Raw genomic sequence first — 13621 nt, forward strand, 5'->3', positions numbered from 1 at the left:
GGCCTTCCCGGGGAGACCCCGGTTCGGCCGGCATCAACGAACCTACGGAGCCGGGGGCGGTCACGGCATCGGGCGTCGGCCTGATCCTTCCCTGGTCTCGTCATCCCTTGGTCGTACGTCTGGTCAGCCCCGGGTAGGGGCAGTCCCCCAGGGGTTGTGCCCCAGGGAGCGCGACGCCGGGCCTGTGGAAACTGGGTTTGTGCACAGAAGCCCTGGTCACAGCCCCGGAGGTGCCCGACGGCGGTGAGGCTGGGGGCATGACCACCACCCCGACGTCCGACGGCGCCGTGCGCGTGACCCTGCACCCCGGCGAGGACCTCCTGCTGCGGCAGGGCGCCCGCCTGGGCGCCCTGCGCGCACCCCTCGCGGCGCTCGTCCGCCGGCCAGAGCTGCGGTGGGCGCGGCTCACCGCCGACGGCGCCGCCCTGGGCGACGACCAGGTGGTCGGCGTGCGGCCCCTGCTGCCCGGGGTGGTGCTGCGGGCGGGGAGGCCTGGTTCCAACGGGGACGGGGCGGACGGCGGGGAGGGCGATGGTGGGGCGGGTGGCGGGGACCCGACCCGTGCCGGGCCCGGCGCCGGTCTCGCCGGGCGCTGGCTGGTGGTCCGGGTGGCCGGTCCCGCCGCCGGGACGGTCGTCGGTGCCGGCGGTGCGTGGGCCGCGCTCCGGACGTGGGTTCGGCTGCGGCACGGCGGGCGCCTCGTGATCCGCCGGTCGCGGGGCCCGGCGACCTGGCTCGGGCCCGGGCCCGCGGCCGCGCCGGGCGGGCTCTCGTGGCCGCTCGTGCTGCTCCCGGCCGTCGCTTCGCTGGTGCTCGCGGCGGCCCTGCGGCAGCCCGTGCTGGCGGTGTTCGCACTGGTCGGCCTGGCTGTCGCCGCTCCACAGCTCCGTGCGGCGCGGCAGCGAACGGTGCCGCGCGACGGCACCCGGGGCACCGTGCGAAAGCTCCCCGGTCCCGCGCACCTCCTCGCCTTCGCGTACGCCGCGTCCCACGTCTCGACGGGCGCGTGGGCGGCGGCGCGGGAGGCATGGTCCGCGGACAAGGCCGGTGGTGGGCCCGGTTCCGGCGCGGCTCCCCGGGGGCCGGCGCCCGGGCCTGGCGCGCCGTGGGCCGCCCTTCTGCGGGACGGTTGCGTCGCCGTGCTCGGCCCCGGTGACCTGGCCCGGTCCGTCGCCCGCGCGCTCGTCGCCGGGCCGGCCGCGCGGGGTGCGGCGGTCCGGGTCGCCGACGACGCCCCGGGCTGGTCCTGGCTGCGCTGGCTGCCCGGGGGCGGGCCGACGGTGCTGGTCGTGGACGGGCTGCCGGACGGGGGCAGGGCAGCGGTCGGCGACGTCGTGCCCTCCGGTCCCGGGGCGCCCGGCGCAGTTGCGGCGACTGCCGGACCCGTACCGCCCGCCCTCGTGATGTCCGTCGGGACCGTGCCGCCCGGCTGCCGCTCCGTCGTGCGGGTGCTCGACGCACGCCGGGTCCGGATCACCGCGCCGGACGGCGCCGCGCGGGTCGTCCCGCTGGTCGGCGTCACTGCCGAGTGGGCCGAGCACCTGGCCCGGCTGCTCGCGGGCGGGGCCTGGCTCGGCCGGACGGCCGCGGCGCTCGGCGGACCCTCAGGCACCGGCGACGATCTCGTCGGCCGCGGCTCGGGCGGGATGCTCGGCGGCGCTGCCCGGACCGGAGGGCCCGTGGCGCGCCCGGACGACCCCCGGCTGCCGGCCACGGTGTCCCTGACCAGGGCACACGGCCTCGACGAGGTGCCCGGGCCGGACCTGGTCGCCGCCCGCTGGTCGGGCGCCGAGGGCTGGGCCGTGCCGCTCGGCATCGGCGCGGACGGCGGGCCCGTGCTCCTGGACCTGGTCCGGGACGGCCCGCACCTGCTCGTCGCGGGCACCACGGGTTCGGGCAAGTCCGAGCTGCTGCAGACGCTCGTGCTCGGGCTGGCGCTGACCCGGTCCCCCACCGACCTCGCTCTCGTGCTCGTCGACTTCAAGGGCGGCGCGAGCCTCGGCGTGTGCGGACGGCTGCCGCACGTCGTCGGCCAGGTCACCGACCTCGAACCCGGGCTGGCCGCGCGGGCGCTCAGTGGGCTGCGCGCGGAGCTACGGCGCCGGGAGCGGGTCCTCGCCGACCACGACGTGGCGGACGTCGTCGCGCTCGCGCCCGGTGTGCTCCCCCGGCTGGTGGTCGTGATCGACGAGTTCCGCGCCCTGGCCGACGACCTGCCCGCGTTCCTGCCCGCACTCCTCCGCGTCGCGGCGCAGGGGCGGTCGCTTGGTGTGCACCTGGTGCTCGCGACCCAGCGGCCGGGCGGTGCCGTCGGCCCCGACCTGCGAGCCAATGTCAGCGCGCGGGTCGCGCTGCGGGTGACCGACCCCCTGGAGTCCCGCGACGTCGTCGACGACCCCGCCGCCGCGTACCTCCCCCGCACGGCCCCGGGCCGGGCCGTGCTCCGGATCGGGTCGGCGCCGCCCGCGGTGCTGCAGTGCGCGCACGCCACGGCGGCGCCCGAGGCCCGCACGCCCCTGGTGCGCCGGGCCCCGGCCCGGGCTGTCGGCCGTGCGTCAGCCCTGGTCATCGCGGTACCGGCCGACGCGGTACGGAGCCCCGCGAAGGCAGACGCCGCCAGCCGGGATAGCGCAGGGCCCGACGTCGCCACCCTGGTCGTCGACGCCACTCGCCACGCCGCGCAGGCGCTGGGGCACCGGCCGGCCGAACCGCCCTGGCTGCCCCCGCTCCCCCGGTCGGCCGGGGTCGCCTGCCTCCCGCCGCGCGCCCGCCGGGACCGGGCCGGCCTCGCGCTCGCGCTGGGCGATGACCCGGACCGGCAGCGCCGCACGACCGTCACCTGGCGGCCGGAAGACGGCCACCTCGCCGTCGTCGGGCAGGCCCGCTCGGGGCGCACCACCGCACTGGTCACCCTCGGTCTGGCCGCGCTGCGGCAGGGGTGGACGGTCCACGGGTTCGCGCGCGACGCCGCAGGTCTCGCCGCGCTGGCGCACCATCCCGCCTACGGGGGCACCCACCGCCCGGACGACGCCGGGGCATTCGCCCACCTGCTGCCCGACGCCGTCGACAACGGCAACGGGACAGGTACCGGCACCGGCACGCCCCGGCCCGTCACGCCCGGGACCAGCACGCCCGACGTCGACCGCACCCTCGTGCTCGTCGACGGCATCGAGGACGCGCGCGGCGCGCTGCCGGCCGCGGCCCTGCGGTCGGGGATCGCCTTCGCGGTGACGGCCGACGGCCCGTCGGTCGGCGGCCTCGCGGCACGGTTCGGGCCGCGTCTGGTGCTGCTGGGCACCGACCGCGCGTCCGACGTCGTGCTCGGCGCCCCGGTCCGGCTCGCGGGCGCGGGCGGACCGCCGGGACGGGCCGCGTGGTGCGGCCGGGGCGAACCGGCGCTGTGCCAGGTCCTGGACCCCGGCAGGCTGGAACCAGACGGGATAGGACCGGACCAACGCGAACCGGAACGAACCGGGGCTCTCAGTCCTCCGAGCGGGTCCCCGACGTCGCCGCGACGACGGAGGGCGTCATGAGCAGCACGCCGACGGCGACCGCGACCACGAGGGCCACCCACCCGAGCACGACGGCGAGCCCGCCGCCGCTGCCGACCGCCGCGATCGACCCGATGATCTGAAAGAGCTGCCAGGTCACGACGGGTCCGCGGCCGGATCGGCGACCTGCGAGAAGTGCCCGGCAGCTCACCACGAGAACCCAGGCAACTCCCAGCAGGAAGAGAACCAGAAAGAGACTCACGCCTAGTGACGAGGAACCGCCCGTAAGGAGTTCACCAAGTAACACCACGGCGAAAGCAACGAGGCCGATCACCTCAGCCATGACGCCGATCACGAGGGCACGAAGAAACGCCGGGACACGGGGCGCGAAAAAGGCTTCCAGTACTGGCACGACGGACTAGGATACTGGTGACAGGGGTATTCACAATAGTGTGACGGATACCTCAGGGTTCACGGCTGAGAAACTTCGCCGTAACCCCTTGTGCGAGCGTTCACGAGCGTGTGAACCTAGACGCAGCAATCCCACACACCCCCGAACACACCCCCGTCGGTCGCCGCCTGGCGCACAGGGATCGGAAAACGATCCACAACCAGACCTGCGCGCCCCAGACGCACGACGACGATGCTCCCTAGTGGCGAGCCGGACGGTGGGAAGTTCCTTCCAAGGAGTACGTGACCATGGACTGGCGCCACCGCGCAGCATGCCTCGAAGAAGACCCCGAGCTGTTCTTCCCCATCGGCAATACGGGCCCCGCCCTGTTGCAGATAGAGGAGGCCAAGGCCGTGTGCCGTCGCTGCGACGTAGTCGACACCTGCCTCAAGTGGGCAATCGAGTCCGGCCAGGATGCCGGCGTCTGGGGCGGCATGAGCGAGGACGAGCGCCGTGCGCTCAAGCGCCGCACCGCGCGCGCTCGTCGCGCCGGCTGACCGACAGCAGCACAGCACCACCCAGCACCACATTCTCCGCGAGCCACGCCTGAGCACACCCCCTCCGCCCAGGCGTGGCTCGCGTCGTTATCCACGTGTCAGACCCACAGGTCACCCGGGTGACCTGTGGGTCTGACACGTCAGCGGCCTGACGCGTCAGGAGCGGGCCGGCTCCGCGACCCGCAGCACGAGCTGCAGCACCACCTCGGTGCCGCCGCCCTCGCGCGCCGACCACTCGATGGTCCCGCCGAGCTCGTTGGTGACCAGCGTGCGCACGATCTGCGTGCCCAGGCCGCTGCCGGGCCCGCGCCCGCCGGCGCCGCCGTTCTCGGGCAGCCCCACGCCGTCGTCGGCCACGACCACCCGCAGGTCGGAGTTCTCGCGCTCCACGGCGATCTCGACCGTGCCCACGGAACGCCCCACGAACCCGTGCTCCACGGCGTTGGTGACCAGCTCCGTGAGCACGAGCGCGAGCGGCGTCGCGTCCTGCGCGGGCACCATCCCGAACGAGCCGGTGCGCACGGTCCGCACGGAGGTGTCCGCCGACGCGACGTCGGCCGTCAGGCGCAGCGCCCTGCCCACCATGTCGTCGAGCTCGACCTGCTCGTCGAGGGTCTGCGAGAGGCTCTCGTGCACCAGCGCGATGGTCGACACGCGCCGCATGGCCTCCTCGAGCGCCTCCTTGGCCGCCGGCACGTCCATGCGCCGGGCCTGGAGCCGGAGCAGCGCGGCCACGGTCTGCAGGTTGTTCTTCACGCGGTGGTGGATCTCACGGATCGTCGCGTCCTTGGTGATCAGCTCGCGCTCGCGCCGCCGCAGCTCGGACACGTCGCGGCACAGCAGCACGGCGCCGATGCGCTGACCGCGGTCGGTCAGCGGCATGGCCCGCAACGACAGCGACACCCCGTGCGCCTCGATGTCCGTGCGCCACGGCGCGCGCCCCATCACCACGAGCGGCAGGGACTCGTCCACGGGCTGGAGCTGTTCCACCATGTCGGCCGTCACCTCGACGAGGGACTGCCCCACGAGCGGCCCGATCACGCCGAGCCGGTGGAAGCACGACAGCGCGTTCGGGCTGGCGTACAGCACCTCGCCCTCGGAGTTGAGGCGGATCAGGCCGTCGCCCACGCGCGGCGCGCCGCGGCGGGAGCCGGTCGCGGCGTTCGGCAGGGGGAACTCACCCCGGGGGATCATCGCGACGAGGTCGTCGGCCGCCTCGACGTAGTTGAGCTCCAGCCGCGAGGGCGTGCGGCCCGACCCGAGGTTGGTCTGCCGCGCGATCACCGCGACCGCCGTGTCCTTGTGGACGACGGGGATCGCCTCCTCCCGCACCGCGTACGCGCCGAACCAGCGCGGCTCGCGGGCGCGCTGCGCCTTCGCCTCGGCCATCGCCTTGGCGAGCTGCGGGCGCTGCCCCTCCGGCGCGAACGAGCCGACGATGTCGTCGTAGTGCACGGTCGCGCCCGTCGAGGGCCGGCACTGCGCGATGGCGACGAACCGCCCGTCGTCGGTCGGCAGCCACAGCACGAGGTCCGCGAACGCGAGGTCCGAGACCACCTGCCAGTCGCCGACCAGGAGATGCAGCCACTCCACGTCGGCCGGCTCGAGGTCGGCGTGCTCAAGGATCAGGTCACTCATGGCGGACACGCGCCCAGCCTATGTCGGAACCGCTTCGAGGCCCGCTGGGGCGCGGCGCACAGATCGGATGCCGGCAACGCGTCGGTTAGAGTTCCACCACCGGCATGCCCCGTCGGCGCGAGGAGGAGAGCCCGTGCACCTGACAGTGGACCTGACGTTCCCCGCAGACATCGACGACGTCTCCGCGATGCTCGCCGACGAGTCGTTCGTGCGGTGGCGGGCCCAGCGCTCCACCGGATCGGTGAACGGCGTGGTCGAGCAGGCCGACGTCACGGGGACCGCGGTCACCGGGTTCACCGTGGTGGTCCGCCGCACCCTGCCGACCGACATCATCCCCGTGCAGGCACGCCCGTTCGTGGGCGCCCACCTGGAGATCCGCCAGGCCGAGGCCTGGGAGGCGGCGTCCGAGGGCCGCCGCACCGGCACGGTGGCGGTCGAGATCCTGGGCGCACCCGTCCGGGTCACGGCCACGGCGGCCCTGACGGCCCTGCCCGACGGCGGTACGCGCCTCACCTACGCGGGCGACGTCCGGGCGACGGTGCCCCTGTTCGGCACCGTGATCGAGGAGGCGGCGGTCAGCGCGGTACGCACCACGCTGGAGACCGAGGCCGAGGCGGGGCGCGACTGGCTCGCCGGCAAGCGCACGGGTACGGCCTGAGCCGTCCCGCACGGGACTTCCCCTGATGGGGATGCCCCTGCCAGGATGCCCTTGCGGATCGCGCCGGACGGTGCGCCCCGCTCAGATCCTGACAAGTATTTTCCCTTCCAGGCACGACTGCGGCATTTCAGACATCGTTTCTCAATTGGTACTTTACGTTCGTTCCATCTCGCACCTTCTGGAACAGCGAGGTGCTAGAACCCTGAGCGAACATTCGTGTCGGATGTGGGCGAGTTTGTGCTCTGATATCGCTTTCACGCATCGACACGCGTACCGAACACGAGGAGTACCAGTGCCCAGCAAAAACGGACCGGACCGTCGCCGGACCGTCGCCTCCCACCGCGCCGGCGTCGCCGCGCTCGCGGTCTTCGTCCTGCCCCTCACCGGATGTGGCTCGCTCCTGGGCGAGGACTCCGCGGGCTCGGGCGGCGGCGACGACGGCCCGATCACCCTCACCGTGTCCACGTTCAACGACTTCGGCTACACGGACGAGCTGCTCGCCCGGTACACCGAGGAGAACCCGAACGTGACGGTGGAGCACATCGTGGCACCGACCTCCGACGAGGCGCGCCTGCAGATGCTCAAGGCGTTCACCACGGGTGACGGCTCGGAGCTCGCCGACGTGGTCGCGGCCGAGGTCGACTGGCTCCCGGAGCTCATGGAGCACTCGGACCTCTTCGAGGACCTGACCGACCCCGAGGTCACGAAGCGCTGGGTGGACTGGAAGGTCGCGCAGGCCACGACGTCGGACGGCGAGCTGCTCGGCTACGGCACCGACATCGGCCCCGAGGCCATCTGTTACCGCGCCGACCTGTTCGAGCAGGCGGGCCTGCCGAGCGACCGCGACGCGGTCGCCGAGCTGCTCGGCGGCAAGGACGCCACGTGGGAGCGCTACTTCGAGGTGGGCCGCCAGTTCACGGCGCAGTCCGACTCCGCGTGGTTCGACGGCACGACCGGCATGTTCCAGGGCATGGTCAACCAGCTGCCCGCCGCGTTCGAGGACCCGGCGACGCAGAAGCCGACCGACCTGTCGATCAACAACGACGTCCGGGCGATCTACGACCAGATCACGGACGGCATCGACGACGGTCTCTCCGCCGGCCTGGAGCAGTGGACCCCGCAGTGGACCGCCGGCTTCCAGGACAACTCGTTCGCCACGATGCTCTGCCCCGGCTGGATGATGGGGCCGATCGAGTCCTACTCGGAGGGCGTGCAGGGCTGGGACGTCGCCAACGTCTTCCCCGGTGGCGGTGGCAACTGGGGCGGCTCGTTCCTCGCCGTCCCGTCCGCCGGCCAGCACACGCAGGAGGCGAAGAAGCTCGCCGCCTGGCTGACCGCTCCCGAGCAGCAGACCGAGGCCTTCACGACCGCCGGTGCGTTCCCGTCGCAGCTCGAGGCGCAGGACTCCGACGCCGTGCAGGGCTACGTGAACCCGTTCTTCAACAACGCCCCGGTGGGCAAGATCTTCACCGCCCGGGCCCAGTCGATCGACGGCGCACCGCACAAGGGCCCGTACTACTTCGCGATCCGCGACGAGGTCAACAACGCGCTGGCCGCCGTCGACGCCGGGACGAACAGCCCGGAGATCGCGTGGAACCAGGCGGTCCAGACCGTCGGAGGCTTCCGCATCAAGCAGTGACCCGGTCCGGCTTCGCCCCCTGCCCGCCTTGACACGGCAGGGCCCGGACCGCAACGATCAGGTCGCGTGGTAGCGCTCCCACACCCCAGATGTGGGAGCGCTTCCAGCGCCGGTACGCAGATGTGCCCGTCCGGCACGAGACCGCGACCAGCATGACCCGTAGGACCAGACCGCACGACAAGGGAGTCCCCAGTGCTCAGCAGTACCCGATCCACGCGGCGCACCGCCGCCCGTACCCTCCAGGCGTCGGCCGGCGTGGCCGCCATCGCCCTCGCGCTGACCGCCTGTGGCGGCGGCGACGGATCCGACGAAGGATCCTCCGAGGACGGCCCGATCACCCTGAAGGTCGCGACGTTCAACGACTTCGGCTACACGGACGAGATGCTCGCCGCGTACACCGAGGAGCACCCGAACGTCACCGTGGAGCACGTCAAGGCCGCCACGACCGACGACGCGCGCAGCAACATGACCACGAAGCTCGCCGCCGGCGGCGAGGGCCTGGCCGACATCGAGGCCATCGAGGTCGACTGGCTCCCCGAGCTGTCGCAGTACCCCGACCTGTTCACCGACCTGGCCGACCCCGAGCTCGACGGTCGCTGGGTGGACTGGAAGGTCCAGCAGGCCACCACGGCCGAGGGCAAGGTCATCGGCTACGGCACCGACATCGGCCCCGAGGCCATCTGCTACCGCGCCGACCTGTTCGAGGAGGCCGGCCTGCCGACCGACCGCGAGGAGGTCGCCGAGCTGCTCGGTGGCGACGGCTCCACGTGGGAGGACTACTTCGCCGCGGGCCGTGACTTCGTCAAGGAGTCGGACGCCGCCTGGTACGACAGCTCCGCGGGCACCTTCCAGGGCATGATCAACCAGCTGCCCGCCGCGTTCGAGGACCCGGAGACGGGCGAGGCCAAGGACCTCGGCGACAACGCCGACGTCAAGGCCATCTACGACGAGATCGTCGGCTCGGTGGACGACGACCTGTCGGCCGGCCTGGAGCAGTGGGGCGACGACTGGGTCGCCGGCTTCCAGAACGACGCCTTCGCGACGATGCTCTGCCCGGCCTGGATGACCGGCCCGATCGAGCAGAACTCCGGCGGCATCGAGGGCTGGGACGTCGCTGACGTCTTCCCCGGTGGCGGCGGTAACTGGGGCGGTTCGTTCCTGACCGTCCCCGCCTCGGGCGCGAACACCGAGGCCGCCAAGGAGCTCGCCGCGTGGCTGACCGCCCCGGAGCAGCAGACCAAGGCGTTCGAGACGTCGGGTACCTTCCCGTCGCAGATCGAGGCGCAGGACTCCGAGGCCGTCCAGGGCTTCACCAACGAGTTCTTCAACGACGCCCCGGTGGGCCAGATCTTCTCCACCCGCGCGCAGGCGATCGAGGGCGCGCCGTACAAGGGCGCCCACTACTTCGCCATCCGTGACGAGGTGACCAACGCGCTCAACCGCGTCGACATCACCAAGTCGCAGGACGCCGAGGAGTCCTGGGACGAGGCCGTCGAGAAGGCCGCTGCCCTCGGCTGAGCCTGAACCCGGGCAGCGCCCGGACCCAGGGCTGACCCTGGACCCAGGCGGAGCCTGAGCTCCGACCGCGACCGGTGGCCGGTGCTCGTCGAGAACCACTTTCGACGGGCCCGGCCACCGCTTGCGCCACGCGGGCGTCGCACCGAAGCGACGACACGACGATGACCCAGCGGAAGATGAAGCGGAAGATGACATGGCTGTCCTGACACCTCAACGATCGGCACCGGGGTCCGGTGCACCAGAGCGCGAGTCGCGCAGACTCGGTTTCTCCCAGCGGCTCGGCCGCTGGGACGTGAAGCTCTCCCCGTACCTCTACATCTCGCCGTTCTTCATCCTCTTCGCGGTGACCGGCCTGTTCCCCCTCGCGTACACCGCCTACGTGTCGGTGCACGACTGGAGCCTGCTGGGCGGCCAGGGCGAGTTCGTCGGCCTGCAGAACTTCTCGGACGTGCTGGCCCAGCCCACGTTCTGGAAGTCGCTGGGCAACACGCTGTCGATCTTCGTGCTGTCCTCGGTGCCCCAGGTGATCATCGCGATCACCATCGCGGCCCTACTGGACCAGAACCTGCGCTCGGCGACGTTCTGGCGCATGGGCGTGCTGATCCCCTACGTGGTCGCCCCCGTCGCCGTGTCGATGATCTTCGGCCGCCTCTTCGCCGACCAGTACGGCCTGATCAACTCGATGCTCGGCGTCATCGGCATGGACCCGATCGCGTGGCACGGTGACCGGCTCGCCAGCCACGTCGCCATCGCGAGCATCGTCAACTACCGCTGGGTCGGCTACAACGCGCTGATCTTCCTCGCGGCCATGCAGGCCGTCCCGCGCGAGCTCTACGAGGCCGCCGTGATCGACGGCGCCGGCCGCGTGCGCCAGTTCTTCTCCATCACCGTGCCGCAGATCCGCGCCACGATCATCTTCGTGGTCATCACCTCGACCATCGGCGGCCTGCAGATCTTCGACGAGGTCCGCATGTTCGACGCGACCGGCCTCGGCGGGCCGGACCGCAACTGGATGACCACCGTCCTGTACCTGTACGACGTCGCGTGGGGCAACCAGCACAGCCTCGGCCGGGCCTCGGCCGTGGCCTGGATGCTGTTCCTGCTGATCGTCCTGATCGGCTTCGTGAACTTCCTGATCACGCGCCAGATCTCGACGTCGGGAGCGGCGAAGAAGTCGAAGCGCAAGAGCAACACCAGGGGGAACGCATGAGCTCCGTCGCCGTCACCGCCCAGACCGCCGGCGAGGGCGCGGCCCGCGCCGCCGCCCGCAAGCGGGACCGCAAGGCCTCCGGCAGCGCCACCCGCCGGGCCGGCTGGGTCGTCTACGCCGCCCTCGGCGTCGTGCTCCTGATCTCGGTCTTCCCGCTGTACTACACGCTGCTGCTCGGCTCGTCCGACCCGGTCGAGATCTCGCGCAACCCCGTGCCGCAGTGGCTTCCCGACCTGTCGCTGTTCACCCAGTTCCAGACGGTCATCGAGTCGACCCAGATCAACTTCTGGAAGGCACTGGCCAACTCGCTGATCATCGCCGTCGTCGTCTCGGCCGCCGTCGTCCTGTTCTCGACGCTCGCCGGCTACTCGTTCGCGAAGCTGCGCTTCCGCGGCCGCGGGCCGCTGCTCGTGTTCGTCATCGCGACGATGGCCGTGCCGACCCAGCTCGGCGTGATCCCGATGTACATCCTGATGTCGGACCTCGACTGGATCGGCAAGCTCCAGGCCGTCATCGTCCCGGCGCTGGTCACGGCGTTCGGCGTGTTCTGGATGACGCAGTACCTGTCGGAGTCGCTGCCCTACGAGCTGATCGAGGCCGCCCGCGTGGACGGTGCCTCGATGATCCGCACGTTCTGGAGCATCGCGCTGCCCGCGGCCCGTCCGGCCGCGGCCATGCTCGGCCTGTTCACGTTCGTCCAGCAGTGGACCAACTTCTTCTGGCCGTCGATCGTGCTCAACTCGAGCAACCCGACACTCCCGCTCGTCGTAAAGTCGCTGCAGTCGAACTACTTCGTGGACTACTCGTTGGTCATGGGCGGTGTGTTCCTCGTGACGCTCCCCCTGCTGGTGATCTTCGCCTTCGTCGGCAAGCAGCTCGTCGCAGGCATCATGCAGGGAGCCGTGAAGGGATGACCCAGATGACCCGCGAGCTCACGCAGAGCTTCAAGACCGACCCGACGGCGCGCCGCGTGCCCGCCCCCGGGATCGCGCTGCCGTTCACGCCGTCGACGCCGCGCACCGCGCCGTCGGCCAACGCGACCGGGAGCGTCGCGTTCCCGGACGGCTTCCTCTGGGGCGCGGCGACCGCCGCCTACCAGGTGGAGGGCGCCGCCCACGAGGACGGCCGCGAGGACTCCGTCTGGGACGTGTTCGCCAAGGTGCCCGGCGCCGTCCTGAACCAGGAGGACGGCGAGGTCGCCTGCGACCAGTACCACCGCTACCCCGCCGACGTCGCACTCATGAAGGACCTCGGCATCAAGGCGTACCGGTTCTCGACGTCGTGGTCCCGGGTGGTCCCCGGCGGTCGCGAGGTCAACCCGGCCGGCCTGGCCTACTACGACCGGCTCGTGGACGAGCTGCTGGGCGCCGGCATCCTGCCGTGGCTCACGCTCTACCACTGGGACCTGCCGCAGGCGATCGAGGCCGAGTCCAACGGCTGGGTCAACCGCGACACCGCGTACCGGTTCCGCGACTACGCCGTGACCATGCACGAGGCCATCGGCGACCGCGTCGACGTGTGGACCACGCTCAACGAGCCGTGGTGCGCCGCCTTCCTGGGCTACACGGGCGGCCAGCACGCGCCGGGCCGGCAGTCCCGCGAGGACGGCCTGGCCGCCGCGCACCACCTCTCGCTCGCCCACGGCCTGGCCGTGCAGGCGCTCCGCGAGCGGGCACCGGACGCGAACCTCGGCATCACGCTGAACTTCGAGGTCGAGGACCCGCTGAACCCGGACGACCCCGCCGACGTCGACGCCGCGCGCCGGCTCGACGGCGGGTTCACCCGGATCTTCGCCGACCCGATCCTGCGCGGCGCCTACCCGCAGGACGTGCTGGACGACGTGCGCGAGTACGGCCTGGAGAAGCACATCCAGGACGGCGACCTCGAGATCATCTCGACGCCCATCGACTCGCTCGGCGTGAACTACTACCACGGCAACGCCGTGGCGGCGGTGCCGGCCGAGCACCCGCTGGACGGCGGCGCCCCGGTGTCCCGTCCGTCGTCGTCCCCCTTCCCGGCGGGCGACGGCGCGTACACGCACCCGCGCGGGCTGCCCGTGACGGACCAGAGCTGGGAGGTGCAGCCGGAGGGCCTCACCCGCCTGCTGCTGCGCCTGCAGCAGGACTACACGGGTCCGCGCGGCATCGCGCTCTACATCACGGAGAACGGCAGCGCGTACGACGACGTCGCCGGGCCCGACGGGTTCGTGGACGACCAGGACCGCCTCGGTTTCATCGACGTGCACCTGCGTGCCGTCAAGGACGCGATCGACGAGGGCGTGGACGTGCGCGGGTACTTCGGCTGGTCGCTGCTCGACAACTACGAGTGGGCGTGGGGCTACGGCAAGCGCTTCGGTCTCGTGCGCGTCGACTACGAGACGCAGGAGCGTACGGTCAAGGCATCGGGCCGCTGGTACGGTCAGGTCGCACGGGCCAACGCCGTTCCGGAGCGATCGGCGACGCCCGCGTCGTACCCGGCCGACGACGACGGCGGAGACAAGGCGGTTCGCAAGGCGTGAC

At 72.1% G+C, this 13621-nt stretch carries 10 protein-coding genes; 8 read left to right on the top strand and 2 right to left on the bottom strand.

Going from position 1 to position 13621, the window contains the following annotated elements; genetic code table 11:
• Nucleotides 1-257 precede the first annotated feature (257 nt).
• On the top strand, nucleotides 258-3533 hold the full coding sequence (locus FHX71_RS19980) for an FtsK/SpoIIIE domain-containing protein (protein WP_182619207.1): 3276 nt from the start codon (nucleotides 258-260) through the stop codon (nucleotides 3531-3533).
• Here the strand turns inward: FHX71_RS19980 and FHX71_RS19985 are convergent.
• On the bottom strand, nucleotides 3481-3651 hold the full coding sequence (locus tag FHX71_RS19985; RefSeq protein WP_182619208.1) for a hypothetical protein: 171 nt from the start codon (nucleotides 3649-3651) through the stop codon (nucleotides 3481-3483). The genes FHX71_RS19980 and FHX71_RS19985 overlap by 53 nt on opposite strands.
• A gap of 539 nt (nucleotides 3652-4190) precedes the next feature.
• On the opposite strand from FHX71_RS19985, the gene FHX71_RS19990 reads away from it, so the two are divergent.
• Entirely contained in the window at nucleotides 4191-4439 is a 249-nt protein-coding gene (locus FHX71_RS19990; protein WP_026365970.1) for a WhiB family transcriptional regulator, read from the top strand.
• Nucleotides 4440-4595: 156 nt separating this feature from the next.
• Here FHX71_RS19990 and FHX71_RS19995 read toward each other — a convergent pair whose 3' ends face one another.
• Nucleotides 4596-6077: a sensor histidine kinase gene (locus FHX71_RS19995; protein WP_182619997.1), complete on the bottom strand. Its 1482-nt coding sequence runs from the start codon at nucleotides 6075-6077 to the stop codon at nucleotides 4596-4598.
• Between the two features lie 133 nt (nucleotides 6078-6210).
• Between FHX71_RS19995 and FHX71_RS20000 the strand changes: the two genes are divergently transcribed.
• The 6 genes from FHX71_RS20000 to FHX71_RS20025 all read left to right on the top strand — a co-directional run bounded on the left by FHX71_RS20000 (nucleotide 6211) and on the right by FHX71_RS20025 (nucleotide 13620).
• A complete protein-coding gene (locus FHX71_RS20000; RefSeq protein ID WP_182619209.1) occupies nucleotides 6211-6735 on the top strand; it encodes a DUF2505 domain-containing protein in 525 nt (174 codons plus the stop codon).
• 292 nt (nucleotides 6736-7027) lie between these two features.
• Nucleotides 7028-8374 carry an ABC transporter substrate-binding protein gene (locus FHX71_RS20005; protein ID WP_182619210.1) on the top strand — a complete coding sequence of 449 codons (1347 nt, stop codon included), beginning with the start codon at nucleotides 7028-7030 and terminating at the stop codon, nucleotides 8372-8374.
• A 192-nt stretch (nucleotides 8375-8566) separates the two neighbouring features.
• Nucleotides 8567-9892 (top strand): ABC transporter substrate-binding protein, encoded by a 1326-nt coding sequence (locus FHX71_RS20010; RefSeq protein WP_182619211.1) that lies wholly within the window; start codon nucleotides 8567-8569, stop codon nucleotides 9890-9892.
• A gap of 193 nt (nucleotides 9893-10085) precedes the next feature.
• On the top strand, nucleotides 10086-11102 hold the full coding sequence (locus tag FHX71_RS20015; RefSeq protein WP_182619212.1) for a carbohydrate ABC transporter permease: 1017 nt from the start codon (nucleotides 10086-10088) through the stop codon (nucleotides 11100-11102).
• Entirely contained in the window at nucleotides 11099-12016 is a 918-nt protein-coding gene (locus FHX71_RS20020) for a carbohydrate ABC transporter permease (RefSeq protein WP_182619213.1), read from the top strand. Before FHX71_RS20015 ends, FHX71_RS20020 begins: the two co-directional genes overlap by 4 nt.
• Before the next feature lie 5 nt (nucleotides 12017-12021).
• Nucleotides 12022-13620, top strand: a complete 1599-nt coding sequence (locus tag FHX71_RS20025; protein WP_182619998.1) for a GH1 family beta-glucosidase — start codon at nucleotides 12022-12024, stop codon at nucleotides 13618-13620.
• Nucleotide 13621 lies beyond the last annotated feature (1 nt).

Origin of the sequence: Promicromonospora sukumoe, assembly GCF_014137995.1 — a bacterium.
GTDB lineage: Bacteria > Actinomycetota > Actinomycetes > Actinomycetales > Cellulomonadaceae > Promicromonospora > Promicromonospora sukumoe.